Annotated in this window: 26 protein-coding genes; 9 read left to right on the top strand and 17 right to left on the bottom strand. The window is 65.6% G+C overall.

Annotation, left to right across the window (positions count from 1 at the left end):
• The first annotated feature begins 44 nt into the window (after positions 1 to 44).
• Positions 45 to 2561, top strand: a complete 2517-nt coding sequence (locus tag K3M67_RS08255; RefSeq protein WP_285831252.1) for a sensor domain-containing protein — start codon at positions 45 to 47, stop codon at positions 2559 to 2561.
• A gap of 31 nt (positions 2562 to 2592) precedes the next feature.
• Here K3M67_RS08255 and K3M67_RS08250 read toward each other — a convergent pair whose 3' ends face one another.
• The 4 genes from K3M67_RS08250 to K3M67_RS08235 form a co-directional block, all read right to left on the bottom strand.
• On the bottom strand, positions 2593 to 3624 hold the full coding sequence (locus K3M67_RS08250; protein ID WP_285831251.1) for an RcnB family protein: 1032 nt from the start codon (positions 3622 to 3624) through the stop codon (positions 2593 to 2595).
• Positions 3625 to 3771: 147 nt separating this feature from the next.
• A complete protein-coding gene (msrC, locus tag K3M67_RS08245; protein WP_066859125.1) occupies positions 3772 to 4257 on the bottom strand; it encodes a free L-methionine (R)-S-oxide reductase MsrC in 486 nt (161 codons plus the stop codon).
• Between the two features lie 44 nt (positions 4258 to 4301).
• Complete coding sequence (gene arfB / locus K3M67_RS08240) at positions 4302 to 4706, bottom strand: alternative ribosome rescue aminoacyl-tRNA hydrolase ArfB (RefSeq protein ID WP_066859126.1); 405 nt, start codon at positions 4704 to 4706, stop codon at positions 4302 to 4304.
• Complete coding sequence (locus tag K3M67_RS08235; protein ID WP_066859471.1) at positions 4693 to 5370, bottom strand: RluA family pseudouridine synthase; 678 nt, start codon at positions 5368 to 5370, stop codon at positions 4693 to 4695. The genes arfB and K3M67_RS08235 overlap by 14 nt, the downstream gene beginning before the upstream one ends.
• A gap of 69 nt (positions 5371 to 5439) precedes the next feature.
• On the opposite strand from K3M67_RS08235, the gene K3M67_RS08230 reads away from it, so the two are divergent.
• Both K3M67_RS08230 and K3M67_RS08225 read left to right on the top strand, forming a co-directional pair.
• Complete coding sequence (locus K3M67_RS08230; RefSeq protein ID WP_285831250.1) at positions 5440 to 6390, top strand: acyltransferase family protein; 951 nt, start codon at positions 5440 to 5442, stop codon at positions 6388 to 6390.
• Positions 6391 to 6441: 51 nt separating this feature from the next.
• Positions 6442 to 7254 carry a hypothetical protein gene (locus K3M67_RS08225; RefSeq protein WP_285831249.1) on the top strand — a complete coding sequence of 271 codons (813 nt, stop codon included), beginning with the start codon at positions 6442 to 6444 and terminating at the stop codon, positions 7252 to 7254.
• 141 nt (positions 7255 to 7395) lie between these two features.
• Here K3M67_RS08225 and K3M67_RS08220 read toward each other — a convergent pair whose 3' ends face one another.
• On the bottom strand, positions 7396 to 8256 hold the full coding sequence (locus K3M67_RS08220; protein WP_285831248.1) for a sigma-70 family RNA polymerase sigma factor: 861 nt from the start codon (positions 8254 to 8256) through the stop codon (positions 7396 to 7398).
• The gene (locus tag K3M67_RS08215) at positions 8256 to 8711 is read right to left on the bottom strand and encodes a carboxymuconolactone decarboxylase family protein (protein WP_066859130.1); all 456 of its coding nucleotides are present in this window, start codon (positions 8709 to 8711) and stop codon (positions 8256 to 8258) included. The genes K3M67_RS08220 and K3M67_RS08215 overlap by 1 nt, the downstream gene beginning before the upstream one ends.
• 146 nt (positions 8712 to 8857) lie before the next feature.
• Between K3M67_RS08215 and K3M67_RS08210 the strand changes: the two genes are divergently transcribed.
• Positions 8858 to 9064, top strand: coding sequence for a hypothetical protein (locus K3M67_RS08210; protein ID WP_198162892.1), 207 nt, complete (start codon positions 8858 to 8860; stop codon positions 9062 to 9064).
• Positions 9065 to 9188: 124 nt separating this feature from the next.
• On the opposite strand, the gene wrbA is transcribed toward K3M67_RS08210, so the two are convergent.
• Positions 9189 to 9788 carry an NAD(P)H:quinone oxidoreductase gene (gene wrbA / locus K3M67_RS08205; RefSeq protein WP_066859131.1) on the bottom strand — a complete coding sequence of 200 codons (600 nt, stop codon included), beginning with the start codon at positions 9786 to 9788 and terminating at the stop codon, positions 9189 to 9191.
• Positions 9789 to 9906: 118 nt separating this feature from the next.
• The gene (locus tag K3M67_RS08200; protein ID WP_285831247.1) at positions 9907 to 10626 is read right to left on the bottom strand and encodes a pirin family protein; all 720 of its coding nucleotides are present in this window, start codon (positions 10624 to 10626) and stop codon (positions 9907 to 9909) included.
• 128 nt (positions 10627 to 10754) lie between these two features.
• On the opposite strand from K3M67_RS08200, the gene K3M67_RS08195 reads away from it, so the two are divergent.
• On the top strand, positions 10755 to 11648 hold the full coding sequence (locus tag K3M67_RS08195) for a LysR family transcriptional regulator (RefSeq protein ID WP_285831246.1): 894 nt from the start codon (positions 10755 to 10757) through the stop codon (positions 11646 to 11648).
• A 279-nt stretch (positions 11649 to 11927) separates the two neighbouring features.
• Complete coding sequence (ctrA, locus tag K3M67_RS08190) at positions 11928 to 12635, top strand: response regulator transcription factor CtrA (protein WP_066859134.1); 708 nt, start codon at positions 11928 to 11930, stop codon at positions 12633 to 12635.
• Between the two features lie 470 nt (positions 12636 to 13105).
• Here the strand turns inward: ctrA and K3M67_RS08185 are convergent, their stop codons facing one another.
• The gene (locus K3M67_RS08185) at positions 13106 to 13732 is read right to left on the bottom strand and encodes a hypothetical protein (RefSeq protein WP_285831245.1); all 627 of its coding nucleotides are present in this window, start codon (positions 13730 to 13732) and stop codon (positions 13106 to 13108) included.
• 99 nt (positions 13733 to 13831) lie between these two features.
• Positions 13832 to 15082, bottom strand: coding sequence for a S8 family serine peptidase (locus K3M67_RS08180; RefSeq protein ID WP_285831244.1), 1251 nt, complete (start codon positions 15080 to 15082; stop codon positions 13832 to 13834).
• An 89-nt stretch (positions 15083 to 15171) separates the two neighbouring features.
• Between K3M67_RS08180 and K3M67_RS08175 the strand changes: the two genes are divergently transcribed.
• Entirely contained in the window at positions 15172 to 15660 is a 489-nt protein-coding gene (locus K3M67_RS08175) for an RNA polymerase sigma factor (RefSeq protein WP_285831243.1), read from the top strand.
• Positions 15657 to 16346, top strand: coding sequence for an anti-sigma factor family protein (locus tag K3M67_RS08170; RefSeq protein WP_285831242.1), 690 nt, complete (start codon positions 15657 to 15659; stop codon positions 16344 to 16346). The genes K3M67_RS08175 and K3M67_RS08170 overlap by 4 nt, the downstream gene beginning before the upstream one ends.
• A 58-nt stretch (positions 16347 to 16404) precedes the next feature.
• On the opposite strand, the gene K3M67_RS08165 is transcribed toward K3M67_RS08170, so the two are convergent.
• From K3M67_RS08165 to K3M67_RS08140, 6 genes are all read right to left on the bottom strand, one after another.
• The gene (locus tag K3M67_RS08165) at positions 16405 to 19245 is read right to left on the bottom strand and encodes a TonB-dependent receptor (protein ID WP_066859139.1); all 2841 of its coding nucleotides are present in this window, start codon (positions 19243 to 19245) and stop codon (positions 16405 to 16407) included.
• 136 nt (positions 19246 to 19381) lie between these two features.
• Positions 19382 to 20152 (bottom strand): metallophosphoesterase family protein, encoded by a 771-nt coding sequence (locus K3M67_RS08160; protein ID WP_066859140.1) that lies wholly within the window; start codon positions 20150 to 20152, stop codon positions 19382 to 19384.
• 14 nt (positions 20153 to 20166) lie between these two features.
• Positions 20167 to 20721 (bottom strand): dCTP deaminase, encoded by a 555-nt coding sequence (gene dcd, locus K3M67_RS08155; protein WP_285831241.1) that lies wholly within the window; start codon positions 20719 to 20721, stop codon positions 20167 to 20169.
• A gap of 6 nt (positions 20722 to 20727) precedes the next feature.
• Positions 20728 to 21186 carry a cytidine deaminase gene (locus K3M67_RS08150; RefSeq protein ID WP_285831240.1) on the bottom strand — a complete coding sequence of 153 codons (459 nt, stop codon included), beginning with the start codon at positions 21184 to 21186 and terminating at the stop codon, positions 20728 to 20730.
• The gene (locus tag K3M67_RS08145) at positions 21186 to 21869 is read right to left on the bottom strand and encodes a GH25 family lysozyme (RefSeq protein WP_443018155.1); all 684 of its coding nucleotides are present in this window, start codon (positions 21867 to 21869) and stop codon (positions 21186 to 21188) included. Before K3M67_RS08145 ends, K3M67_RS08150 begins: the two co-directional genes overlap by 1 nt.
• A gap of 13 nt (positions 21870 to 21882) precedes the next feature.
• Positions 21883 to 22365, bottom strand: a complete 483-nt coding sequence (locus tag K3M67_RS08140) for a UPF0262 family protein (protein WP_066859142.1) — start codon at positions 22363 to 22365, stop codon at positions 21883 to 21885.
• 114 nt (positions 22366 to 22479) lie between these two features.
• Here K3M67_RS08140 and K3M67_RS08135 point away from each other — a divergent pair, with 114 nt between their 5' ends.
• Positions 22480 to 23964 (top strand): replicative DNA helicase, encoded by a 1485-nt coding sequence (locus tag K3M67_RS08135; protein WP_066859143.1) that lies wholly within the window; start codon positions 22480 to 22482, stop codon positions 23962 to 23964.
• Between the two features lie 214 nt (positions 23965 to 24178).
• On the opposite strand, the gene K3M67_RS08130 is transcribed toward K3M67_RS08135, so the two are convergent.
• The gene (locus K3M67_RS08130; RefSeq protein ID WP_285831239.1) at positions 24179 to 25990 is read right to left on the bottom strand and encodes a DUF885 domain-containing protein; all 1812 of its coding nucleotides are present in this window, start codon (positions 25988 to 25990) and stop codon (positions 24179 to 24181) included.
• Positions 25991 to 26088 lie beyond the last annotated feature (98 nt).

The following is a 26088-nucleotide window of genomic DNA, read 5'->3' as shown; positions in this document are numbered from 1 at the left end:
GCCTCTCATGGGCAGGATGAGGAAAGTGGGATTGGAGGACGGCGGTGGATCGCTTTGCTGATCGCCGTTTCGACGACGCGCGGCTGATTCCGCTCCGTGATCGGGCCTCGCACACGCTGTTTCCCGACCGTAACAATCTCCTTGATTCGCCCCTTTTCGATCGTTTGTCGCCGGCCCTGTTTCGCTGGGTGGTGGATCATCGGGGTCACATGCTGGCTTGGCGGTCCGAGCAGGGGCGTGCGACCCTGCGATTCGCGGGCGAACCGCGTGGACATGGCTGGCGCGCCGCGTTCGACCCCGCCGACCTGCGCCGATTGCTCGATGCGGCGACCCGCAATCATCCCGCGCCCATTACGCTGCGCCTGCGCTGTGCGGATGGCGGACGTCGCTGGTGCCGTATCCGGCTGCGGCGCGCGGCGGGATCGGGGGGCAACAGCCTGTTCATCGGGACGGTGGAGGATATTCAGGACTGCCACCGGTCGGAAACGATGGCGCTCAAAGCAGCCCTGACGGAAAGCCGGGAACATTATCGCTGGTCGGTCGATCTCAGTCCGCAGGTGCCCTGGACTGCGGCGCCGGACGGCAGCATTGAGGAGGTCGGGCCGCGTTTTGAGGACCTGACCGGCATGACCGCGCAGGATGCGCTCGGCACGGGCTGGATCGCGGCGCTGCACGAAGCGGATGTCGTGCGCGTGACGGCCCTGTGGCAGGAGCATCTGGCGAGCGGCGAACCGATCGACGTCGATTATCGTATCCTGCTGCGGGATGGCGACTTTCGCTGGATGCGCGCCCGCGCGGCTGCGCGCCGCGATGATCGGGGCCGGATCATCCGCTGGTACGGCACGCTGGAGGATGTCCATGCCAGTCGCCTGGCGCAGAGCGCGCTGGCCGACAGCGAGGAGCGGTTCCGCCTCGCGGTCCAGTCGGCGCGGCTTGGCATCTGGGATTTCGACGCAATGGCGGGCACGCGCAACTGGTCGCCTGAACTGCGCGCCATGCTGGGCGTTGCGGACGATGTGCCCGCAACCAACGAACTCGCGCTTTCGCTGGTACATCCAGGGGACCGGGACAGTCTGCGCGCCATGCTGGATGCTGTCGCGGGGGGCACCGTGCCACCCCATTTCGAAGCGACGCTGCGCATCGTCCGCGCGAATGACGGCGCATTGCGCTGGATCAAGAGCACAGGCTGGACCACCCGGTGCGAGGCGGGGCGGCCGCTGCGGATCATCGTCACCTTTCTCGACGTGACGGAAGAACATGACGCGGAAGAGCGTATCCGCTGGGCGGCGACACATGATCCGATGACCCTGCTGCCCAACCGCGCCCTGTGGCAGGCGCGGCTGGAGGAAATGGCGGCCGATGCGGTGCAGCGGAGCGAACGGTTCGGCTTGCTGCTGCTCGACATCGACGATCTCAAGCGCACGAATGATTCGCTGGGCCATGATGCGGGCGATGCGCTGCTCTGCGGCTTTGCCGCGCGGCTCGCGGCGGTCGCGCCGTCCGATGCGGTGCTCGGTCGGCTGGGGGGCGACGAATTCGGTCTGATCGCGCCGTCGCTGGACAGCGCGGCGTCGCTCGAACGCTGGAGTGGGCAACTGGCCGAGCAGTTGCGCAGGCCGCACCTGCATCAGGGCCGTTCGCTCGACTGCGGTGTCAGCATGGGTGCGGCGCTGTTCGGCGAGGACGGCATAGAGGCAGACGAACTTCTCAAGGCGGCGGACTTGGCCCTCTATGCGTCCAAAGCGGCGGGGCGCGGCCGTCTGACGCTGTTCCGGTCGAGCCTGCGGGCCGAAGCGCAGCAACGCGGCTCGATGCTGCGCATGGCGCGACAGGTGATCGCCGACGATCTGGTCATGCCCTATTATCAGCCCAAGGTCGACCTGCGCAGCGGCAGGGTGCTGGGCTATGAAGCGTTGCTGCGCTGGCTGCACCCGCGCATGGGCGTGCAACTGCCCGCCAGCATCGCGGCGGCCTTCGACCATGGAGAAATCGCCGTTGCGCTGACCCAGCGCATGTTGGACGCCGTGCTGCGCGACCTTTGCCAATGGCTGGCCTCGGGCCATGATCCGGGCCGGATTGCGATCAACGCCTCAGCGGCCGATTTCACCCAGGCGGGCTTTGCCGACAGCGTGCTGGAGCAGTTGCACCGGCGCGACATCCCTGCCGCCCATGTCGAGATCGAGGTCACGGAGACCGTCTTTCTGGGCCGCGGCGCGGATCAGGTGGCCATCGCACTCCGCCAGTTTTCGCAAGCCGGCGTGCGCGTCGCGCTGGACGATTTCGGCACGGGCTATGCCTCGCTCAGCCATCTCAAACATTATCCCGTCGATGTGCTCAAGATCGATCGCAGCTTCGTCAGCAATATCGGGCAGGATGAAGGCAATGCGGCAATCGTCGACGCCATCGTGAAGCTGGGCGGCAGTTTCGGCATGGAAGTGGTTGCGGAGGGCGTGGAAACGGAGGAGCAGGCGCAACTGCTCCTCGGCCGGGGCTGCCTGATCGGCCAGGGATTCCATTTCGGCCGGCCGCAACCCTTCACCGCCGTCTTTCCCGGCCGTTGACCGGCGCGGGCGCGCCGGCCGCATCGGCCCCCTATTTGCAGCGGCAGGCCCGGCGGACTTTGCCCGCCGACGTGCGGTATCGCACCTTCTCGGTCACATAGCTGGTCGTCGTGGTCGAGGTTGCGGCCGGCTGGACCGTGACGGTGGTCACGATCGGCGCGGGATAATAATAGCCCCCGGCGATATAGCCGCCGCCATGGCTCACCATCGGCGCGGGGCCGGCCCCCCAATGCGGGCCGGGGCCATAGGGCGGCGCGTCATAATCGACACCCGCGCCGCGCACGTCGCCCTCGAAACGGCCTTCATAGGTGCCGCTGACCTTGCGGCCGTCGTCGGTGGTCCAGGTGCCGGTCCAGCGGCCGTCATACTGACTTTCGCCATCGTCCCCATGGCGGGCCACCACATCGTCGTCATAACCCCGGCCGTCATCATAGTCCGCGCCCCGGTGATGCGGGGGGGGCGGCGCGTGGCGCGGTCCGTCCTCCGCCTTGTCGATCGCCATGCCGGCAACCGCGCCGACACCGGCGCCGATCAGCGTACCGGCGGTACGGTTTCCGCGTCCGGCGATGCGGTTGCCCGCCACGCCGCCCACGACTGCGCCGATCACCGCGCCGCCGACGCCATCGTCGCGCCGGGGCGGACCGGGATAGCGATCGTCATAGCCGCCCTCATGGCGGTCCCAGTCGACATCGCTGCGGTAATCATAGACGCGGCCATAACGGTCGGTCATGACCGCATCGTCATAATAGCGGGACCAGCCATAGCCATGCGCCGGCGCCGGCAGGCCATAGGCGCCGTAATTGGCGATATAATAGGCGGGGCTGATCCAGTAGCGCGGCAGGATATAGCCATGGACCGGACGGCGATAGGCGGCCCATCCCCCCGGCGCACGCCAGCCGGCAAACCAGCGTCCATTATGGCGCGGCCCCCAACGGTGCATCGCGGTTCCGCCCATCCCGACGCGGGGCGCCTGCGCGCCCGGCTTGCCGCCGGCGATGGCGGGGGTCGTCGTACCCGTCAGGACCAGGCTGGCGCCGATCAGGGCCAGAGTTGCCATCCGCATGATCTAGTCTCCCTGTTTGCCACGGCGCGCGGACGCGCGGGCCAAAATGCTAACGCGTCGTTTAGCATGATGATCCGCCTGCATCCACGCGTCCAGCCGCGGCACCCTGTCCCGAAACGGGGCGTGCGGCAGGCGGGCTAACGGGGGTCAGCCGATCCGGCTGGCAATCCTTGCGGCGAGCGCCTCCAGCCCTTTCGCATCCTCCGCATCGAAACGGGCCACGCGCGGACTGTCGAGGTCCAGAACCCCGACCACCCGGCCATCGACGACCAGCGGCACGACGATCTCGGACGCGCTCGCCGCGTCGCAGGCGATATGGCCGGGAAAGGCGTGGACGTCGGGCACCAGCTGCGTTTCGCCGGTTTGCGCCGCCGTCCCGCACACCCCCCGGCCCAGCGGAATGCGAATGCACGCCGCCTTGCCCTGGAAGGGGCCAAGCACCAGTTCGCCGTCCACCATCCGGTAGAAGCCGGCCCAGTTGAGGTCGGGAAGATATTGCCAGATCAGCGCGGACAGGTTCGCCATGTTGGCGACCCCATCGGCTTCATCGCGCGTCAGCGCATCGGCTGCGGACAGAAGGTCCGCATACAGGGTCGCCTTGTCGGCGTCGGCATCGGGGGCAAAGTCGTACATGCGGCCGATGTAGGCGGTCGATGCCGTTCTGACCAGAGCATGGCTCAGTCCATCCGTACCTTGCCACGCCCCTGTTTCACCGAACTGCGCGCCTTCTTGGCGTCGACCCGGCGGGCCTTGGCGGCCTTGCCCGGCTTGGTGGCGATGCGGCGGGCGTCGCGTTCATGCGCCCTGGCGATCATCTCGGCCAGCCGGTCGCGCGCGTCCTGGCGATTGGCCTCCTGCGTGCGAAAGCGGTTCGCCTGGATCAGTATCTCGTTGGCGGACGTCAGCCGCGATCCGGCGAGTTCCTTGATCTTGCGATAGGCATAGGGCGGCAGGCCGAGCCGGAACAGGTTGACGCGCAGTTGCACTGCGGTCGCGACCTTGTTCACATTCTGGCCGCCGGGGCCTCCCCCGGTGATGAAGCGCTCTTCCAGCGCATCATCGGGAATCTCAAAGTCCGGCATCGTCCAGTATCTCCGGCCCGAAGCCGGCCGCGACGAAGGTCGCGGGCAAGGGCGCGGTCGCCTCCGCCGGGGGCTTGTCGCCACGCGGCACGCTCAGGAAGCGGCTGTGGAGCAGCATCTTGCCCATGCCATCGCCATAGACCGGATCGCCGACGATGCCGAAGCCCAGCCCATGCTGGGCATGGACGCGGATCTGGTGGGTACGGCCGGTTTCGGGGGTGAAGGCGATCAGCGCGCGACCATCCTTCTCCGCCAGCTTGCGCCAGTGGGTGACGGCGGGCTTGCCCGCCTTCGCCGCGATCATGCGCCATCCCTGCGCGGCGGTGCTGACCTTCTTGAGCGAGAGTTCGATCGTGCCCTCATCCTCCGCCGGCACGCCTTCGAGCACCGCGACATAGCGTTTGACGACGGTTCCGGCCTCGAATGCTGCGGCGAAGCGTTTGTGCGCCTTGGGATTGCGCGCGAGCAGCAGGCAACCGCTGGTGTCGCGATCCAGCCGGTGGACGGGCAACGGCCAGCGCTGGAATCCGAAGGTCAGCGAAGCGAGATGGTTCTCCAGCGCGATCGACCCGTCGCGCGGCGCGTCCACCGGCAGGCCGGCGGGCTTGTCGAGGATCAGCGCCTCGCCATCGATAAACAGGACATGGTCGGTAAGCAGGGCCAAGTGGGAAAATCCGATCAAGGGAAGGGGGGCGATTGACGCACGCGCCGCATCCTATAGGGCGTGACGGCGATGGATAAAAGGGGGCAGCCACAGGCGCAATATCGGCTCGACTGGGTCGATGTGGCACGGGGGATCGGCATCATCGCCGTCGTCATCGGCCATGTCTGGACGCGCGGCCCACTGCGCGACGCCATGTACAGCTTCCACATGCCGCTCTTCTTCCTGCTATCGGGGATGCTCTCGCGCCCGCAGCCGGTGGGCGCCTTCACCCGCCGCCAGATCGCCAGCCAGATGCGGCCCTATGCCGCCTTCCTCGCGTTGCTTCTGATCGTTGAACAGATCATCGAGCCGCTCAAGGGGCAAAGGCCGATATTCCGTCACTGGCCGGACGATCTGGCGCCGATCCTGCTGGGCGGAACCTGGTTGCCAGGCCCCTATATCATCTTCTGGTTCGTGCCCTGCCTGATGATCGCCCGCATCCTGTTCAACGTCGCGTTGAAACGCTGGCCCGATCCGCTGGACCGGCGCTGGGCACTGCTCCTGTTGCCGATGCTGCTGTTCGCCTACGTGCTGGGCTGGTGGACTCACGCGTCGCCGCTGGGGCTGCTGAGCGTACCGATGGCGTTCCTGCTGCTCTGGGTCGGCGCGGTCTGGCCGCGCGTGCCCTGGCATAACCGCATGATCCTGCCGCTGGGCGCGCTGGCGGTGCTGGGTTTGGGCGGTGTCCTGCCCACGCTTAACATGAAGGTCGCCGACTATGGCTGGCCCTTGCTGTCGATCGGCGTGGCGGTGGCGACGTCGCTCCTGATCTTCCGCCTGTCAGCCCTGATCGCGCCTTACGCCGGGCCGGTGGCGACAATTGGGCGCGCGTCGCTTGTGATCATGTATCTCCATGTCGCGGTGGTCCATTATCTGACGCCTTATATGGGCAAGGCGGTGCTGCTTGCGCTGGCCTTGCTGCTGCCGTTCCTCGCCTTCCGCCTGATCCGGGTGACGCCGTTGCGGCGGATATTTCTATAGACAGAGGGATCGGCAAGAAGGGTGGATTGCGGACTGTCAGGTTTCGGTGAGATGGCCTGCAATAGCTGGCGCTGTGCGGCAAAAAATCATTCGGCAGCAATCACCCGCTTGCTACCGCACAGCCTTAATGCGATCGTTCCTAAAAGCTGTCGTGATGTGCTCTGTATCTGCGCGGGCGGCGTTTTGACTTTACCGGCTGTGGGGGGCATGAAGACAGTCTTTTTAGTCGCTGCGCTGGGTGGCATGATCGTTACTGGTTGTAGTCCGAAGCAATCGGAAGAGCCGCTCGCCTACATCGAAAATGCGGCCGACGCTCCTAGCAATGAGATTGCCGAGGCAGATCGTGTTCCGGCAAACAGTATCGCCGAGTTCGGCAGCGATCCGGTACAGCGCGATCAGGCAACGGGCTTCGGTGCGTGGGTCGTTCAGGTGCCGGGCGCAATCTGGGGAGCGGCTGTCGCTGCTGATGAGCGACAGCGGTATGCTGCTACTCAAAACAGCGGCAGCGCGGCATTGCTCGATTACGAGAAAGCGAATGACCGATATTCGCGGGTGCGTGGTACGGCGCTAGCTATGACCGTCTGCCACCTCCGTGATGATATGTGGGGGGTGAAGGTCAGCGAACGGCTCGGGGTGAGTCAGCGCAACGATATCGGCCTACAAGCTGCGCGGAAGGCTCTCAGCCCGACCGAAGCCGATACGGCCGATGCGTTTTCGTCCTACATCGCGCTGACGCACGCCCAATTCTTAACGGGGAACGGGCCAGCGCCAGACTGCGCCAATTTGGCGTCAATGCCATTTCTCTCCACACTAGATCAATTTGGTGATGGCGAGATCAGCGAGCTACAGTCACCACGCCAATAAGCCGTTCTTCCGCTTTCCATCGGTTTGGTCATCCAGCCTTCGACTTGCCATCTAAATGAGTGACGGGTTTCAGGAACGCGGATGACCTAACGGCGCGACCAAGAATGGTCGCTTCTGGCCGCCGCCGCCTCAACCACATCCTCAATGCAGATGGCGCAGCTTGTCGGGGTTGCGCATGATGTAGATGGCCGTGACCTTGCCATCCTCGATATCCAGCGCCGTCGTCTGGACCTCGCCATCGGCCTCGCGGGTGACGAAGCCGGACAGGCCGTTGATGATGCAGGTGCGCAGCAGCGTCGATCCATATTTGCCGAACAGCACCGCCAGCGCCTTGTGTACCTGCATGACCTGGCCGAAGCCGATCGCCGGCCGCACCGCCGCGGGGCGCTTGCCGCCGCCATCGCTGTGCAGGCTGACATCGGCCGCCAGCATCGCCCCCAGCGCCGTCATGTCGCCGCTGCGCGATGCCGCGAAGAAGGCGGAGGCGATCTCCATCCCGCGCTGCTTCTCCAGCCGGTAGCGCGGCCGGGCGTCGCGCACATGGCTGCGGGCGCGCGCGGCCAGTTGGCGGCAGGCGGCGGCGTCACGCCCCACCGTAGCGGCGACTTCCTCGAAACCCAACCCAAACACGTCGTGCAGCAGGAAGGCAGCGCGCTCCAGCGGCGAGAGCCGTTCCAGCGCCAGCATCAGCGGCAGGGCGACATCTTCCTCATCATCCCCTTCCTCGACCAGCGGTTCGGGCAGCCAGGGGCCGACATAGGTCTCCCGCTGCACCCGCGCCGATTTGAGCTGGTCCAGGCACAGGCGCGTCACCGTGCGCCGCAGAAAGGCTTCCGGTTCCCGCACCGCGCCGCGATCCGTGCCCATCCAGCGGATGAACGCCTCCTGCACCATATCCTCGGCATCGGCGACCGAGCCCAGCATCCGGTAGGCGACGCGGATGAGGCGGGGACGCAGCGGGTCGAACCGCGCCGCCGCGTCCTCCTGCGTCCCCCGCTCCATCAGGCTGCCGCCTTCATCGGCATGTCGTACCAGAGGTTGAACCCCACCGCGATCCGGTTCCAGCCGTTGATGATGTTGATCATCAGCGTCAGCTTGACCTGCTCCTCCTCGGTGAACTCCCAGTTCAGCGCTTCCCTGGCGGCTTCGTGATTGTGGCCCTTGGCGATTTCTGTCAGCGCCTCCGTCCAGGCCAGCGCGGCGCGCTCGCGCTCGGTATAGCAGGGGGCTTCGCGCCAGGCGGAAAGCAGGTAGATGCGCTGTTCTGTCTCGCCCTTCTCCCGCGCTTCATACGTGTGCATGTTGATGCAGTTGGCGCAGCCGTTGATCTGCGACGACCGGATCTTCACCAGCTCGATCAGGCTCGGTTCCAGGCTGTCGGCGACGGCGGTCGACAGGGCCGTCCAGCTCTTCATCAGTTGCGGCGCGGCGGTGTAGGGATTGATCTTGTCGGTCATGATGCAGCTCCTTCGTTACGATTGCTGACATGACGAGACGGCAATGCCGGATGTGACATGGGCGGCGAAATTTTTTCGACCCACGCGATTTTCGTGGCCTGCGGCTCTGGACAGAGGGCGTCGCCGGGCGTTAGCGGGCGCGCCCTATGTCAGTCATCACCACCATCATGAACACGGCCACCGGCCAGCCGATCCAGAAGATGAAGTTCGAGCGCATGCCCAAGCCCTGGGTGTCGTTCAACCTTGAAAATGGGGAGCTGGTGACGGCCGACCGCGTCGTCGTCGGCAAGCCCGCACCGGGCAAGTTCATCACCCCGGTCGAGGTCTGGGTCACGCCCAAGACGCCGGGATAAACGCCAAAACGCATTGGGGCCGGCGCATAGTCCCGATGCGCCGGCCCCGCAGCATGTTTTCAACCTTCATGCGACCCGAAGGCCGTTTCCATGCTGCTCGACGGAATGACGTCGCTCGCAGCGATCAGCCGTGCAGCTTGATCGCGGTCTCTGCAATGCGGCGACCCTGATAGCGGGCGCCGTCCAGTTCTTCCTCGCTCGGCTGGCGGCTGCCGTCGCCATCGGCGAGCGTAGTCGCGCCATAGGGCGATCCGCCGCGCACCTTGTCCACGCCCATCTGGCCCTGGAAGCCATAGTCGAGGCCGACGATGGTCATGCCAAAATGCAGCAGGTTGGTGATGATCGAGAAGAGCGTGGTTTCCTGCCCGCCATGCTGCGACGCGGTCGAGGTGAAGGCGCCGCCGACCTTGCCGTTCAGTGCGCCGCGCGCCCACAGGCCGCCCGCCTGGTCGAGGAAAGCCGCCATCTGGCTCGACATCCGGCCAAAGCGGGTGCCGGTGCCGATGATGATCGCGTCATAATCCGCCAGTTCGGCAACGGAAGCGACCGGCGCATCCTGGTCGAGCTTGAAATGCGCGTTCTTCGCGACTTCCAGCGGCGCGGTTTCGGGCACGCGCCTGATATCGACCTGTGCCCCGGCGGCGGCGGCGCCTTCGGCCACGGCCTTGGCCATCGTCTCGATATGGCCGTAGGAGGAATAATAGAGAACCAGAACCTTTGCCATTGTCATATCTCCTTGTCGGAACGTCGATGAAAGCAGGGTGGCCGCCCGCATGAGGGAGGGGGATATGCGGGCGGCCCGGTCCGTCCGGGGGGAGGGGAGAGAGGACGGACCGAAAGCGTCAGATGCTGTCGACCAGGACGATTTCGGCGTCCTCGATCGCGGTGATGGTGATGGGCGCGCCGCCGATGATCGCTGCGCCGTCGCGCGCCTCGAAGGTCTGGCCGTCAATCTCGATCCGCCCCGTCGCCGGAACCAGATAGAGGTGGCGCCCGTCGCCGCTGTCATAGGTCACGCTTGTCCCTGCCTTGATGGTGCCGCCCAGCAGGCGGGCGTCGGCACGGATGCGCAGCGCTTCCTTGTCCGCGTCATGCCCGCTGGCCAGCACCACCAGCCGGCCGGAACGGTCGCCCTTCGGAAAGGGCTTGGCGCCCCAGCAGGGCTGGCCGCCGCGTGCACGGGGGATGACCCAGATCTGGAACAGGGTGGTGGTGTCATCCTCCAGATTATATTCGGCGTGGCGGATGCCGGTGCCGGCCGACATGACCTGAACGTCGCCCGCAGCGGTGCGGCCCTTGTTGCCCAGGCTGTCCTGGTGGGTGATCGCGCCGGTGCGGACATAGGTGATGATTTCCATGTCGCTGTGCGGATGCGGCGGGAAGCCGGATCGGGGGCCGATCTCGTCGTCATTCCAGACCCGGATCGCGCCCCAGTTCATGCGCTCTTCGTCATGATAGTCCGCGAACGAAAAATGGTGGCGTGCATTGAGCCAGCCATGGTCGGCATGGCCAAGCGACGCGAACGGGCGGCGCTCGATGCGGCTCGCAGTGGTCGTCGTCATGAGTCTTTGCCTCTGGGTTGTCGAACCCGAAGGTTCGTTGCGGAGGCGAATGCTTCCGCTTGCTTTCCGTCAATCTAGTCATCAAGATCGTTTCTTGAACAAGCAGCTTTGAAACGGATTGTTTCCTGATGCGACTACCTGATTTCGAGGCCTGGGCGATGTTCGCCGCGGTCGTCGAGCATCGCAGTTTCACTGACGCGGCCAAGGCGCTGAGCGTATCGAAGGCCACGGTGTCCAAGGCGGTCACGCGGCTGGAGGAGCATCTCGACACCAGCCTGTTCAACCGCACCAGCCGCCGTCTGGCGCTGACCGAAAGCGGCAAGCGGCTGGCCGACCACGCCCATCGCATCCTGGCGGAAGGGCAGGCGGCGGAGGAGGCCGCGCGCGACGAGACGGCGGAACTGTCAGGCGTGGTGCGACTTGGCGCTCCCATGACCTTCGGCCTGCTGCGCGTCGCGCCGCTCGTGGCGCAGTTCACCAGGGAGCATCCGCTGGTCGATGTCGACCTGCATCTGTCCGACGCGAAGATCGACATCGTCGAAATGGGGCTGGATGCGACCATCCGCATCGCCGACATGCCCGACAGCAGCCTGCGCGCGCGACGGCTGGCGGACGTGACCATGCATGTTGTGGCCTCGCCCGCCTATCTCGATGCGCGCGGGCGGCCACAGCATCCCTCCGACCTCGGCACCCATGACTGCCTCTGCTATTCCAACGTGACGACGCCGGACGTCTGGCGCTTTGCCGGGCCGGGGCAGCAGAATGTCGTGGTCCAGGTGCGCAGCCGCATCACGGTCAACAGCGGCGAGGCGATGCTGCCTGCGCTGCGGCTCGGGGTCGGGATCGCGCGCCTGCCCGACTTCATCGTCGGGGAAGCGCTGGCAAGCGGCGAACTGGAGGAAATATTGATCGACTGGCGCTCGGCGCCCTTCGGCCTGCATCTGGTGACGCCGCCGTCGCGCCTGCGGCCGGCGCGGGTGGACGCGTTGCTCGACTTCCTGACCCGCCATCACGGCTGTTAACCGCACGCATTCACCTCCGTAAAAAAATTCTCCCGACAGGCCGGTTGCTTGGCTGCGGAACGGGCGTCCTGGCTCGTTTCGCAGGTGAATCCGTCTTGACTCAAGGCCGACCGTTTCGGCCTCAACCCTTTGTAAACAGATTCGTTTTGACGCGACTCGTGGATTTCTGCCGGTTAGCGAAAAATTAACCTTTGTCCTTCAGAAGTTTTTTGGTTAATGATTTGGAGCAGAAGCCGTTCTGGTGGGGTGAACGGGACTGCGACGCAAAGGGGCATTCATATGCGCGTGCTGCTGATTGAGGACGAACCGACCACCGCCAAGGCGATCGAGCTGATGCTCACGACCGAGGGGTTTAACGTCTACACCACCGACCTGGGCGAGGAAGGTCTCGACCTCGGCAAGCTCTATGATTATGACATCATCTGTCTCGACCTGAATCTGCCCGACATGCACGGCTATGACGTGCTGAAGAAGCTGCGCGCGGCCAAGGTGCAGACGCCGGTGCTGATCCTGTCGGGTGTCAGCGAGATGGACAGCAAGGTGCGTTCCTTCGGCTTTGGTGCCGACGACTATGTGACAAAGCCCTTCCACCGCGAGGAACTGATCGCCCGCATCCACGCCGTGGTGCGCCGCTCGAAGGGCCATTCGCAGTCGGTCATCCGCACCGGCAAGCTGTCGGTCAACCTCGACGCCAAGACCGTGGAAGTGGACGGCAACCGCGTCCACCTGACCGGCAAGGAATATGCGATGCTGGAGCTGCTCTCGCTCCGCAAGGGCACGACGCTGACCAAGGAGATGTTCCTCAATCATCTCTATGGCGGCATGGATGAGCCGGAACTCAAGATCATCGACGTGTTCATCTGCAAGCTGCGCAAGAAGCTGGCGCTGGCCTGTGGCGGCGACAATTATATCGAGACGGTCTGGGGTCGCGGCTATGTGCTGCGCGATCCGGATGAAATCCTGGAGGAGCAGGCGAAGGTCGCCTGATCGCAGGGACGGTTTTGAGGGGGTGGAAAGGCCGGGGTCCGCAAGGACGCCGGCCTTTTCCGTCGCGGCGACGAGGGCAGTAGGAATATAAACAGGTGGCAGAGGCCATGACGACCCGCCACCTGATCGACCCGAAAATCGCCCCCGTCCTCGAATTTCTGCCCGAACTCGATCTCGGCCATGAAAGCCTCCCGGCGATCCGTGCCGGCATGTGCCGCCGATCGACTATCCCGGTCCTGTCGCGACGCCAGACATCCGCGCGATCCCCGGTCGCGACGGCGCGCCTGACGTGCCGCTCCATATCTTCAACGCCGATCCCGCCCGGCCGGGCCGCAGGGCATCCTGCATATCCATGGCGGCACCGCCGCGATCCGCCGCCTGCTGACGCTCGATTGACGAAAAAAACGGGCCGACGATCCCCGAAAGGTCGCCGGCCCGTTCCAGGCGTCGGAGCCATGCTCCTGCGGGGGTCAGTCTTCCGCCTGATCCGGGCCGGACGATCCGGTCGATGCCGCTCCCTGGCCGCTGCCCGAAACCTGCCCGCTGGCGTCGATCGATGCCGCATTGTCCAGCGTTCCACCGACGCTGTTCGCGCCTTGGCTCGCGACATTCTCCACCCGATCGCGACCGTTGGTCACCGTGTTGGTGGCGCGGGATCGGGCGTTCTCCGCAATGGCGGTCGCTCGATCCCGCGCGGTGCCGGCGGTGTCGCTGGCGCGGTCACGAACGGGCGCGACGGCGTTGCGCGCGTCGCTGACACCCAGCGTGTCCACCCCCAGACTGCCGCTGGCGGAGCTTTCGGCCGAACCCGAGGTACTGCGGGTCTTGCCCTTGCGAGTCGCCGCGCCCTCGGCGGAGGCGCGGCCTTGGTGCGATCCGCTGGCGCCCACGCGCCCATCGTCCAGGTCGATGCTGCGGTCGAGGTGGCCGGCTCCGCCCAGCGCACCACCCAACGATCCGCCAAGGCCGCCGGACCCACCCAAGGCGCCGCCGAGTGATCCGCCCAGGCCGCCCCCGCCGCCCAGCAACTGGGCGGAAGCGGGCGCCATGGTCAGCGCGGTAAGGCAGGCGGCGGCAATCAGAAACTTCGTCTTCATCGCTCATCTCCTTGATATGTGTCGATGCGATGGAAGGAGAACGGGAGGCGAAGGCGCTTTAATCCCGGAACCGGGAAAAATTTAGCAAGGCTCTGAAATTCAATTCATATTTCGGCATGATCCGCACAGGATCGGCGGTTTTCCCTTGGTCGCTTCGGTGTTCAGTGCTTCTACGCTGCCCCTGGCAAACAACCGTCCGGCAACCAGTGGCGCGGCAAAGCTGGTGCCCCGCACCTTCGCCATGCCACCAAAGGCGTCCGCCGCCTGCATATCCGCACCTGGCGCGGCAAAATCGATATGCAGTGCACGTCCCGCTTCGGGCAACGGGCGTCCGCGCGCATCAATGCCCGTGACCGCAATCACGCCGGGGTACGAGGCCGGATAGGCAGGCGGGGCGGCAGGCCCGTCATTGCCGACCGCCGCGACCACCATCACGCCCTTGTCCCGCGCAAGCCGGATCGCGCCCTCCAGCAGCGGATTGGCAGGCCCGACCAGGCTGACCGTCACCACCCGCACGCCGCGCGCCGCCATCCAGCCCAGGGCGCGTGCGATGGCGAAGGCGCCGCCGCCGGCCGGATCATCGCCATAGACGTCCGCGACCAGCAACGGCGTCCCAGGGGCGGCCCCCCTCACGATGCCGGCACCGCTGATGAGCGAGGCGACGGCGGTGCCATGGGCGCTGGCGCGGGGCGCCCCCTGCGCAAAGCCGCGCTGCTCGATCGCGCCGGTCAGGGCGGGGTGGCGCGCGACGCCGCCGTCGATCAATCCGGCGGCACGCCCCTCGATCTGGCCGCCCGCCAGCGCGTCGCGGGTGGGCGCGCGCGTGGAGCCGCTGGGGAAATAGAGATTGTCCGCACTGGCCTGCCCGCGCGGGGCGATCCTGCGCACCTCACGCAGCGCTCGTGCAAGGCTGCGGCCCTGCGGCACGGTGAGGCGGACCAGGGGCAGGTCCAACCCCTCCACCACCTCATGTTCCACCCCATAGCCAGCGGCCTGCAGCGCCGCCAGCGCGGGCGCATCGGCGCCGGTCAGCAGGATGATGCCACGCCGGGCCGGCGCACGGCGATCATCCAGTTCGACCCGGTCGCCATGGTCGCGCAGCAAACTGGTCAGGCGCGTCGCCCGCATCGCTGCGAGCCGTCCGGCAAGACTGTCGGGGGACAGGCGTTCGATGCCGGTTGCGTCGACTGCGCCCTCGACCCGTCCGAGCAGGTCGGGCACCGCTCGTCCGACGTCTGGCAACAACTGGGCCTGGCCTTCCGGAGCGATCAGGATCAGCCCCGCGATCATCCAGGGGCGCGTCAATTTCATCTCTGTCTCACCAGTCCCTTCACCCGCAAAATCATCCATTGCGAAAAAATTTCCATCTGTCTTCTCTCATCGGGGATGAAACGGTCGAGGAAGGGCGTTTCATCCAGCGAACAAGAGACGGAGACCTGATGTCGTTCGAGCGCGACCTGTTGGCGATACTCCCCAGGTTACGGCGCTTTGCCGCCAGCCTGTCGCGCAACCGCGCCGACGGCGACGATCTGTGCCAGGCGGCGCTGGAGCGTGCCTTGAAGGCGCGCGATCAGTGGCAGCCGGGCAGCCGTCTCGACAGTTGGGTGTACCGGATCATGCGCAATCTTTGGATCGACGAGGCGCGTGCGCGGCAGCGCGCCGCCCGGACCTTTGCCCCCGAAGAGGCGGGCGCGAACATCGGCCATGCCGGCGACCGCGATATCGAGGCACATATGGCCCTGTCCGATGTAGACCGGGCGATGCAGGCCCTTCCGGAGGAACAGCGCGAAGCCATCGCGCTCGTGCTGGTGGAGGGGCTGTCATACAAGGAGGCCGCGCAGGTGCTGGGTATCCCAATGGGGACACTGACTTCGCGGTTGGTGCGCGGGCGCGGCGCGCTGATCGAACTGATGGGAGAAGCGGCATGAACCGGATCGACGAAGCCATGCTGATCGCGCTGGTCGACGGAGAACTGGACGAGGTCAATCGCCGACGCGTCGAACGCGCGGTGGCGGACGATCCGGCACTGGCGGCGCGGCTGGACCTGCACCTGCGGTTGCGCGCGCGCCTGACCGCCCATTATTTGCCCGTCGCGGAAGAGCCGGTGCCCGAACGGTTCAGCGCCCTGCTGACCGACGGCGAACGCGTGACCCCGATCACGCGCACGGCGCCGCGCTGGCGTGACTGGGCGATGGGCGGTGCGATCGCCGCCAGCCTCCTGCTCGGCCTTGGCATCGGCCGCATGACGGGCGAGGGGACAGGACCAATCGGTCTGCGCGATGGCGTGATGGTGGCACAAGGTCCGCTGGCCGCTGCGCTCGACACGCAACTGGCGTCGGCGCAGGATGGCGTCGCGATCCGCATCGGCGTCAGCTTCCGGCGCAAGGGCGGCGGCTGGTGCCGCAGTTTCGACGGTGCATTGGCAGGCGTCGCCTGTCGTCAGGGTGAAGGATGGCAGGTGCAGCAGGCGCTGCCGGGCGCGGGGCAGGGGACGGCCTATCGCCAGGCGTCCTCGGCTGATGCGCGGGTGATGGCGACCGTCGATGCGCTGATCGACGGTGCGCCGGTGGATACCGCCGGCGAGCGGGCGGCGCAGGCGGGCGGATGGCGCTGACCGTGTGTCATCCGCGCTTCGAGACCGAAGTCAGGGGGCGCTTGTGCCCCCCTGTCCCTCAGAACTCCAGGTTGAACCGGCCATAATAGAAGCCGCCGCTGATGCCATAGGGGGCATAGGCGTTGTAAAGGCTGCCCGCCGCGCGGTTCACCGGCTTCAGCTTGTCGGGATAGGTGTTAAGCAGATTGTTCGCTCCGATCGACAGCTTCACGCCCTTGGCCAGCTTGTAGCCGATCTCCAGGTCCAGGATCGCCTTGGGTGACAACACCTCGTCCACGAAACCCAGCGTGCAGCCGGCGCTGCCCGCGGTGCAGGCGACATAGTCGCTCGTGTGATAGACGCGCGCGCTGGCCCGCTGGGTGATCTTGCCGAAGCGGGTGGCGCGCAGGTTGAGGTTGAACGCATCCTTTTCCCACAGGATGTTCGCGATGAACTTGTTGCGTGGCGTGCCTTCCGACAGATCGCCGATCTTGGCGCGGCCGATCAGCGCCAGTCCCGAAGCGGCGATCACGTCGGGAACCGGGTCGATGTGGGTGAAGATCGTCTTGTTGAAGTTGGCCGACAGGCTGACCGTCGCTGTCCCCATGTCGCCCAGTCCCGCGCGATAGGTGCTGACGATGTCCAGGCCGCGGGTGCGCGTGTCGGCGGCGTTGGAGAAGATCAGGCCACCGGCCACGCCCTGGATGCCTGCCGCAGCCAGCGCGTTCATGACCACCGTACCGCTCAGCGTCTCGGACAGCAGGATGCGGTCCTTGATCTTGATCTGGTAGGCGTCGATGGTGAGGTTCAGGTTCGGCGCGGGAGTGATGACGATGCCAGCCGAAAAGTTGGTCGACTTTTCGGGTTTCAGCGACACCGCGCCCAGAGCGCGCGCGGCAACCCCGTCGACCGGCAGCGCCTGCACCGGCAGCAGCTGGTTGACGCCGTTCACCGGCACGTTGATGGTCGACGATGACGCGTAATGCTGTTGTTGCAGCGTCGGCGCGCGGAAGCCGGTGCTGGCGGTGCCGCGAATGGCGAAGCCGCGCGTCGGTTCGATGCGGATCGATGCCTTGCCGGTATCGGTCGTGCCGAAGTCGGAATAATCCTCATGCCGCCCGGCCAGGCCGAATTCCACGCCCTGGACAATCTCGCCTTCCAGGTTCACATAGGCGCTCCAGTTGTCGCGGCTCCAGCTGCCCGAACCCTCGGGCAGGAAGCCGGTGACGCCCTGGGAGCCGACGCCAGTCCGCGTCACCCCCGCCAGCCAGCTTCCCGCCGGCGACACATATTTGCCGTCGATATAGGATTCCGGGTCGCCGGCGCCGATCAGGAACTTGTTTTTCTTATATTCGGCGCCCACCGCCAGGGCGAGCGGCTCGCTCAGGCCGACATCGAATTCCTTGGTCAGGTCCAGGTTGCTGGTCCATTCATCGAACCGGATCTTGCCCAGGTAGAAATGGGTGGGGCTGGCCGTGCCCATGGACGGATTGAGCGATGTGGTCTGCGAATATTTGACCTCATCCTGTGCATAACTTGTGGATAAGTCGAAATTGACGCCACCGCCCAGTTCTCCGCGCAGGCCCGCGGCGACCTGGAAATCCTCGTCATAGACGTGGATGCGCGGGATATAGCCTTCCGGGTAGATCGCGTAGATGTTGTTGAGCGCGGCCGGATTGCGATAGGTCAGCCAGCCGGCGGCGTGGCGCTTGGAATAGGTGCCGAAGCTGTAGAGTTCCAGCCCGCCATTGCCCACCGGCATCATCGCGTCATAGCCGACATTGCCACCGATCACCTGCGGCTGGCCATATTTGGCGCGGATGCGGTCCGGGTTCGCATTGCGCGCGTCGCCGGTCGGGTAGAAGGGATTGGTGGTGATCGGGCTGCTGGCGACGACCGTATTGTCCTGCAACACGCCGTCCGCCGACAGATGGATATAGCCGCCGTCGGGGCCGATCGAAAAGCCCTTGTCGATCTGCCAGCGCCCCTGCCAGCCGCCATTGTCCGCGGTGCTGCCCATGGTCAGCGCCGCGCCGCCCGCCGTGTCGTTCTTCAGGATGATGTTGACCACGCCCGCGATCGCATCTGACCCATATTGCGCCGACGCACCGTCGCGCAGCACCTCGATTCGCTGGATCGCGTTGCCGGGGATCAGGTCCAGGTCGGGCGGCGACTGGCCGTTCTGGACGGACCCGTTGATGAACAGGGTCGCGGTATTGTGCCGGCGCTTGCCGTTCACCAGCACCAGCAGCTGGTCGCCGCCCAGACCGCGCAGCGACAGGGTACGCACCGCCCAGCTCGCGCCCGCGCCATTATTCGAAACGTTGATGGAGGGGACCAGCGTGCCCAGCAGGTCGCGCACCGACTGCTTGCCGCTGGTTTCCAGATCCTTCGCGCCCAGCACGTCGATCGGCGCCAGGCTCTCGGCGACGGTGCGGGTGGTGGTGCGGGTACCGGTGACGATAATCGGCGTCGCATCCTCGACCGGCTCGGGGGCAGGGGCCATCGCCAGAGTGTCCGACCCTGCGCCCGGCACGCTGGCCTGCGCATATTGCAGCGCCAGCGGGCTGCGCCGGGCGGCGCTGCGGCTGGCGGGGGATGCCAGCGCGATGACGCCGGCGCCGGCTTCGGAGGATTTGAGGTCGGTGCCCGCAAGCAGGCGCGCCAGGGCTTCCTGGGTCGACATCCATCCCTGTACGCGGCGGCTGCGGATCGCGGCGACCTCGTCATAGGGAAAGAGAATACGCACGCCCGACTGGGCGGACAATTGCCGCAGCGCCCCGCTCAGCGGCTGGACATGGATGTCGAACTTGTGACGCTGGACCAGTGAAGCGTCCGTGGTCGCCGCGGCAACAAGTTGACTGGGCGAAACAAGGCTGATGGCGAGGGCAGCCCCCGCCACGGCATGGCGAATACGCATTGTCTGTTCCCCTGATGCGACGACAATTATTGCCGTTCTGCTGCTAGGGAACGAATGTGGTCGTGCGATCCACTATTTCATTCGGGCAAAGCAGGACATTTGTCCGAAATTATCTTTGGCGGACCGCCGCGCGTCTTCAGCTTCCGGTCTGGAGGAACCAGCGGTCGGTCCGTTCCAGGCCGATGGCGGTCAATCTTCCCGAAAAATAGGCGCCGGTGTCGACGCCGATCCGGTTGGTGCGCAGGTCGACGTCCGGGGTGATGCTGTGGCCATGGACGACCATCTTGGGGTGGGCGCGGTCGTGGTCCAGAAAGTCCCGTCGGATCCAGCGCAGGTCGACCGGGTCCTGATCGTCGATCGCTATGCCGGGACGGATGCCCGCATGGACGAAGAGATAGTCGCCCCACTCGATACTGTTCGGGCAGCCATCCAGAAAATCGACATGGGCGCGCGGAACATGGGCCTGCATCCACGCGACGATGGCGGCGTCCTCCATCGTTTCGAACTGGCGTGGCGTCAGGCCGTAGCTGGCCAGTGCCTGCGCGCCGCCCGCCCGGCGGAAGGTCGGAACGACGCGTTCGTCGCCATAAGCGGCCGCGACGAACAATTCCTCATGATTGCCCTTCAGGCAGATCGCATCCTCCCGGTCGACCAGCCCCATGACACGATCGACCACCGCGCGCGATGAGGGGCCGCGATCGACCAGGTCGCCCAGGAATAGCAGGCGCGAAGCCATCGGTTCCCGCGTCAGGCAGTCGGCGGCGATCAGCCGCAACAACTGCTCCAGCAGGTCCAGTCGCCCATGGATGTCGCCGATCGCATAGCAGCGCCCATCCTCGCCTATGCTCGGCGGCGGGCGATCATCAGGTTCGGCGTGCCGCTGTTTTCCGATGCGCCAGAAGCTCATGGACCCAGTGTCGCCTACAGGCGGGGCAGTGTCACCCCCTGCTGGCCCATATATTTGCCGGCGCGATCGGCATAGCTGACCTCGCACGGTTCGTTGCCCTGGAGGAACAGGAACTGGCAGGCGCCCTCGTTCGCGTAGATCTTGGCGGGCAGCGGCGTCGTGTTGGAAAACTCCAGCGTGACATGGCCTTCCCAGCCCGGCTCCAGCGGCGTCACGTTCACGATGATGCCGCACCGCGCATAGGTGGATTTGCCCAGGCAGATCACCAGCACGTCGCGCGGCACGCGGAAATATTCGACCGTGCGGGCCAGGGCGAAGCTGTTGGGCGGGATGATGCAGCAGTCGGTCTTGCGGTCAACGAAGCTGTTGGCCGCGAAATCCTTGGGGTCCACCACCGCGCTGTCGACATTGGTGAAGATCTTGAACTCGTCCGCGACCCGCGCGTCATAGCCATAGGAGGACAGGCCATAGCTGATGCAGCCGTCGCGCTTCTGGCTCTCCACGAACGGCTCGATCATGCCGGTCCTCAGCGCCTGTTCGCGAATCCACTTGTCGGAAAGAATGGCCATGATGTCTCAGCTCTTTTTGATGGGGCCGATGCCCAGGTCCGCCGGACCGAAGGCATGGGGAAGAAGGTCGGCGACGCGAAGGTCGAGCACCCGTTCGCCGCCGGGCGTGGCGCAATAGACGGCCAGGGTGCGGCCGGCCATCTGCTCGGCCTCGTTCATGATCTGGCGGCATCGCCCGCACGGGGTGACGAGCGCGTCCTGCGGACCATCCATTGCCCCGCCCACGACTGCGATCGCGGCTACGTCGCCAAAACGCCCCTGCGCATTGACGCTCGCCAGCGCCACCGTCTCGGCGCAGAGCGACAGGCCGTAGCTCGCATTCTCGAAATTGCACCCGGTGACGATGCTGCCGTCGGTCAGCCGCACCGCCGCGCCCACGGCGAAGCGGCTATAGGGCGCATGGGCGTTCGCCATCGCCCCGCGCGCGGCGGCGATCAGCATCTGGATATCGTCTGTTTCACTCATCACGGCGCCACCACATTCCATCGGACCGGACCATCGACGCCGTCGATATGCCGCATGTCGCTGGCTGTCCACATCACCCAGGGCTTGGAGGCATAATCGGGCGGGAAGAAATTGCCGTCCAGCCACAGCGTCCGGTTGATGCCCGACCCGACATCATAGGCCTTGTCGAAATCCTCGGTCAGGTTGAGCAGGGCGGGCCTTCCCGCCTGGCCCTCCACCAGGTTGATAAGCGTGTTGAGGTCCGACAGCAGCTGGTCGCGCCGCGGCCGCGCCCTGCATCCCGGCTGGAACGCAAGTCGGATGACCGGGGGCAGCGCGGCGTTGTCGCGCGGCACCGTGGTCATGAAGCCGGTCGCCTGGTCGCTCGGCCGGCGGCACAGGCTCAAATCGATGAACGCTCCATAGCGCATCCCCGCCGCGCGCGCGGCGCGCCAGTTGGCGGCGAAGGCGGGGTCGCGCCGGCCGGCGCCATCCACCGCGCGCACATAGGCGAAATCCGTTCCCTGCGCGGCCAGCGTGCCCCAGTCGACCACGCCATTGTCGGCGCTGATGGTGACGCCTTGCACCGGATATTGCTCGCGGTCAGGGGCCCAGGCGCGCGCATGGAGCCACAGCGCCAGAGCCAGCGCCGCGACCACCGCCAGTCCCGCCCCGATCCGGAACAGCAGGCCCCCCAAAGTCACAACCCTGATCTTTCTACCCCTTGATATGCAGCACGCAGATCAGCGTGAAAAGGCGCCGCGCCGTGTCGAAATCCACGTCGATCTTGCCTTCCAGCCGCTCCTTCAGGACCTCCGCCGCATCATTGTGGATGGCGCGGCGGGCCATGTCGACCGTCTCGATCTGCTGGGGCGACGCATTGCTGATCGCCTGATAATAGCTGTCGCAGATCGCGAAATAGTCGCGGATCGGGCGGCGGAACCGGCCCAGCCCCAGGATGATCGCCTCCAGCGGGCTGTCGTCTTCCCGGTTGATCTCGATCACCAGCCGACCTTCCTCGACCCGCAGCATCACCTTGTAGGGACCGGCATAGCCGTCGTCATGAACGCGCTGGGGCGCGAAATGATTATCCTCCAGCAGGTCGAAGATCGCGATGCGCCGTTCCTGCTCCACGTCGGCATTGCGCCACAGGATCGTGCGCTGGTCGAGCTGGATGTCTATGATGCGCGGATCAGCCATATGCAAGCGCACTGTCAGTGCGGCGGCGCGCGCCGAAATGCAAGCGGGACTTATCCACAGATGCTTTCGGATATTGCCCTTGCGCGGCGCGTGTCGGGAGAGGAAAGAGGGCGCATGGTCGAACTGCTGAAATTGAATCCCGCCGAAACGGGCGGAACCGAACTGCCGCGCAATGTCGAGGCGGAGGCCGCGCTGCTGGGCGCGATCATGATCGACAACCGCATTGCCGAGGATGTGCAGCTCAGGCTCAAGGCCGAACATTTTTTCGAGCCGCTGCACGGCCGCATCTACGACGCGATCATGCGCCTGCTGGACAAGGACATGGTCGCCAACCCGGTGACGCTCAAGCCCATGCTGGAACAGGATCCGGCGCTCCGGGAACTTGGCGGGGCGGCCTATCTGGCGCAACTGACCGGCAATGGCGCGGCGCTGATCGGCGCGCGCGACTTCGCCAGCCAGATCTACGACCTGGCGTTGCTGCGCCAGCTTGTCAGCGTCGGCCGAGAACTTGTTGAAAATGCAATGGACACCAGCGAGGATGTCAATCCCCGCGAGCAGATCGAGGCGGCCGAAGTCGCTCTCTACAAGGTGTCGGAGGGTGAGGGCGAGACGGGATCGGTCAAAAGTTTCCTCACCGCATCCACCGCCGCCGTGCAGGTGGCCGAGCGCGCGCTCAACAGCGGCGGCCATGTGTCGGGCATCACCACCGGGATCAACAGCCTCAACGCCAAGATCGGCGGCCTGCACAATTCGGACCTCATGATCCTGGCGGGACGTCCGGGCATGGGCAAGACCTCGCTGGCGACCAACATCGCCTATAATGCGGCGTCGCGCTGGCTGCGGGACAATGCCGACGGCATCCCGGCGGAAAAGAATATGGGTGCCAAGACCGCCTTCTTCTCGCTCGAAATGTCGGCGGATCAGCTGGCGACCCGCGTTCTCGCCGAACAGTCCGGCATTTCCGGGGAAGCGCTGCGCATGGGCAAGATCAGCCGCGCCGATTTCCAGAATCTGTCCCGCGCCGCGCGGGAGCTACAGGAACTGCCGCTCTTCATCGACGATACGCCCGGCCTCACCATCGCGGCGCTGCGCACCCGCGCGCGCCGCCTCAAGCGCCGCCACGACATCGGCTTCATCGTCGTCGACTATCTCCAGCTACTCCAGGGAACCGGGCGGGGGAACGAGAATCGCGTCAATGAAATTTCGGAAATTTCTCGTGGTTTGAAGACCTTGGCGAAGGAACTTCATGTCCCGGTGCTGGCCCTGTCGCAGCTCAGCCGCGCGGTGGAACAGCGCGAGGACAAAAGGCCGCAACTGTCCGACCTGCGCGAATCCGGCTCGATCGAGCAGGACGCGGACATGGTCTGGTTCGTGTTCCGCGAGGATTATTACGAGGCCGCCAAGGAACCCAAGCCCGACGACGAGGCCGCCTACGCCGCGTGGAAAGAAAATATGGAGCGCATCTACGGCAAGGCGGAAGTCATCGTCGCCAAGCAGCGCCACGGTTCCACCGGCCGTATCCGCATGAAGTTCGACGCCAAGATCACCCGCTTCTCCGATCTGGCCGAGGACAGCTATGAGGATCTGAGCTACGAATGAGCTGAGACAACAATCATCGTCGTCATTCCCGCCCAGAGCGATTTCCCATCAGATGGAATCTTCTGATGAGTCGTCAATCGCATAAAACCAGTGGAGCGGTTGATCCGATCCACCAGGATCGCAAACAGCTCCAGGCGGGAACCCTTCTCCGGACCTTGAACCAGGTTCGATGTCAGGGAGAGGGATTCCCGCCTCGGCGGGATGACGAAAAAGATTATTGGGCTTTGGCCGCCTTGGCCCGCGCCGCTACCCGCTTCTCCAGCATCGACAGCGGCATAGCGCCTTCCTCAAGAATGGCGTGGAACTGCTTGATATCGAAGGCATCGCCCAGCTCCGCCTCTGCCGCCTTGCGAGCCTTGCTCCACACGCCATGGCCGACCTTGTAGCTGGTCGCCTGCCCCGGTTGGGTGCAATAGCGTTCGACCTCGCGCTGGCAGCGGGGCCGGGCGAAGCCGGTCTTCTCCACCATATAGTCGGTCGCCTGTTCGCGGCTCCACTTCTTCGCATGGATGCCGGTATCGACGACAAGCCGCGCCGCGCGGAACAGAAAGGACTGGAGATAACCCGCCCGGTCGAGCGGCGTCGCATAGCCGCCCAGTTCGTCGGCCAGTTGCTCGGCATAGAGCGCCCAGCCCTCGGTATAGGCGCTCATGAACGCGGTCTTGCGCAGCATCGGCACGTCGCCCGCATTCTGCGCGGTCGAGATTTGCAGATGATGGCCCGGCACGCCCTCATGATAGGTGAGCGCGGGCAGGCCATATTTCGGCCAGTCGCCGACATCCTTGAGATTGATGAAGTAGATGGCCGGTCGCGATCCATCCAGCGCCGCGCGGTTATAATAGCCGTTGGACGCGCCATCCTGAATCTCGATGGGCACCGCACGAATTTCCAGCACAGTATCAGGAATCGTGGAGAAGGCATTGGGAAGCTTGGCCTTCATTGCGTCGAGATCGCGGTTCAGCTGCGCCAGCAGGGCGGCGCGCCCCTCCGCGCTGTCGGCATAGAGCTGCGTCGGATCGACATTGAGCGCCGCCAGCCGCTCCCCGATCGTGCCGCTGTTCCGTCCCGCGCCCTTCAGAATGCTGTCCAACTGCGCGCTGATGTCGGCGACCTGCTCCAGCCCCATGGCGTGGATCTGCTCGGCGCTGAGATCGGTGGTCGTCGCCTGGCTGAGCGCGGCGGCATAGATTTCGTCTCCGCGTGGGGTGCGCCATACGCCATCACCCGCCGCCGTCCTGTCCGTGAGGGCCGCGATCGCCGCGATCTGTTCGTCCAGCGCGGGGTAGATCGCCCGCTCCACGATCGCGCTCGCCTGCCCCTGCCAGTCGCCCGCGATGCCCTTGGCCGCCGCGCGCTTCACCAGCGACTGGACCATCGAACATGCGGCCGCCGGCTGCCCGCGCAGCTTTTTCAGTTGCCCCAACGTCAGGTCCAGCGACCAGGCCGGCGCCAGATAGCCGCGCGCCGCTTCGTCCCGCTGGAGCGCCGTGTCGGTCCGCAGGTTGCGGGCGAAGGCGTCGAGCCGCGCGACATAGGCGTCGCAGTCCGCCGCCGCGTTGATGGTATGGGCGGTATTGAGGAAATCGGGCGTCTGGAAATAGCTGCCGCCCTGCTGGAAGATGCGATAGGGCCGCTGCACGCTGTTGAGGCCGAATGTCGCCGGCGCGACCGTCTGCTGGCCCAGCGAATAAAGGATGACCTCCAGGTTCAACCGCTGCGCGTCGGACAGGCTGGCCGCCTCATAGCCCTGCAATTCCTGGATCGCCGCCTGCGTCGCCGCCAGCTTCTTCATCATGCCCGACTTGCTGTTGTCATCGAGCAGGCTCTTCGCCCCGGCGCGCGCGCCCTTGTCGAGGCCCAGGCTCGTCACCATCCCCGGCGACAGGTCGAGCGCGCGTTCGAAGATTGCGGCGAAGGTGGCGGACAGCCGCGCATCGTCGTTGCCCGCGACCTGCGCAAATCCGCGCGGCGCGGCGGTGGCGAGCGCGGCGGCGCCAGCGGTGGAAAGAAAGGAACGGCGATCCATGGCGGCGACTCCCTGATTTTGTCTGGCTGCTGATTTTTCAGGCTCTTGTCTTACTCCGCCGACGCCGCTCGTCCAGTGCTTTGTAACAAAGTTACGCT

The sequence above is a fragment of the Sphingobium sp. V4 genome (assembly GCF_029590555.1).
Lineage (GTDB): Bacteria > Pseudomonadota > Alphaproteobacteria > Sphingomonadales > Sphingomonadaceae > Sphingobium.
The sequence above is the reverse complement of the archived record's forward strand: the minus strand, read 5'-3'. Positions and strand labels throughout refer to the sequence as shown.

Coding starts and splice junctions, on each gene's coding strand:
- K3M67_RS08250 (WP_285831251.1), bottom strand. CDS start 3,624: ATGCGGATGGCAACTCTGGCCCTGATCGGCGCCAGCCTGGTCCTGACG.
- msrC (WP_066859125.1), bottom strand. CDS start 4,257: ATGTACGACTTTGCCCCCGATGCCGACGCCGACAAGGCGACCCTGTAT.
- arfB (WP_066859126.1), bottom strand. CDS start 4,706: ATGCCGGACTTTGAGATTCCCGATGATGCGCTGGAAGAGCGCTTCATC.
- K3M67_RS08230 (WP_285831250.1), top strand. CDS start 5,440: ATGGATAAAAGGGGGCAGCCACAGGCGCAATATCGGCTCGACTGGGTC.
- K3M67_RS08225 (WP_285831249.1), top strand. CDS start 6,442: ATGGCCTGCAATAGCTGGCGCTGTGCGGCAAAAAATCATTCGGCAGCA.
- K3M67_RS08220 (WP_285831248.1), bottom strand. CDS start 8,256: ATGGAGCGGGGGACGCAGGAGGACGCGGCGGCGCGGTTCGACCCGCTG.
- K3M67_RS08215 (WP_066859130.1), bottom strand. CDS start 8,711: ATGACCGACAAGATCAATCCCTACACCGCCGCGCCGCAACTGATGAAG.
- K3M67_RS08210 (WP_198162892.1), top strand. CDS start 8,858: ATGTCAGTCATCACCACCATCATGAACACGGCCACCGGCCAGCCGATC.
- wrbA (WP_066859131.1), bottom strand. CDS start 9,788: ATGGCAAAGGTTCTGGTTCTCTATTATTCCTCCTACGGCCATATCGAG.
- K3M67_RS08200 (WP_285831247.1), bottom strand. CDS start 10,626: ATGACGACGACCACTGCGAGCCGCATCGAGCGCCGCCCGTTCGCGTCG.
- K3M67_RS08195 (WP_285831246.1), top strand. CDS start 10,755: ATGCGACTACCTGATTTCGAGGCCTGGGCGATGTTCGCCGCGGTCGTC.
- ctrA (WP_066859134.1), top strand. CDS start 11,928: ATGCGCGTGCTGCTGATTGAGGACGAACCGACCACCGCCAAGGCGATC.
- K3M67_RS08185 (WP_285831245.1), bottom strand. CDS start 13,732: ATGAAGACGAAGTTTCTGATTGCCGCCGCCTGCCTTACCGCGCTGACC.
- K3M67_RS08180 (WP_285831244.1), bottom strand. CDS start 15,082: ATGGATGATTTTGCGGGTGAAGGGACTGGTGAGACAGAGATGAAATTG.
- K3M67_RS08175 (WP_285831243.1), top strand. CDS start 15,172: ATGTCGTTCGAGCGCGACCTGTTGGCGATACTCCCCAGGTTACGGCGC.
- K3M67_RS08170 (WP_285831242.1), top strand. CDS start 15,657: ATGAACCGGATCGACGAAGCCATGCTGATCGCGCTGGTCGACGGAGAA.
- K3M67_RS08165 (WP_066859139.1), bottom strand. CDS start 19,245: ATGCGTATTCGCCATGCCGTGGCGGGGGCTGCCCTCGCCATCAGCCTT.
- K3M67_RS08160 (WP_066859140.1), bottom strand. CDS start 20,152: ATGAGCTTCTGGCGCATCGGAAAACAGCGGCACGCCGAACCTGATGAT.
- dcd (WP_285831241.1), bottom strand. CDS start 20,721: ATGGCCATTCTTTCCGACAAGTGGATTCGCGAACAGGCGCTGAGGACC.
- K3M67_RS08150 (WP_285831240.1), bottom strand. CDS start 21,186: ATGAGTGAAACAGACGATATCCAGATGCTGATCGCCGCCGCGCGCGGG.
- K3M67_RS08140 (WP_066859142.1), bottom strand. CDS start 22,365: ATGGCTGATCCGCGCATCATAGACATCCAGCTCGACCAGCGCACGATC.
- K3M67_RS08135 (WP_066859143.1), top strand. CDS start 22,480: ATGGTCGAACTGCTGAAATTGAATCCCGCCGAAACGGGCGGAACCGAA.
- K3M67_RS08130 (WP_285831239.1), bottom strand. CDS start 25,990: ATGGATCGCCGTTCCTTTCTTTCCACCGCTGGCGCCGCCGCGCTCGCC.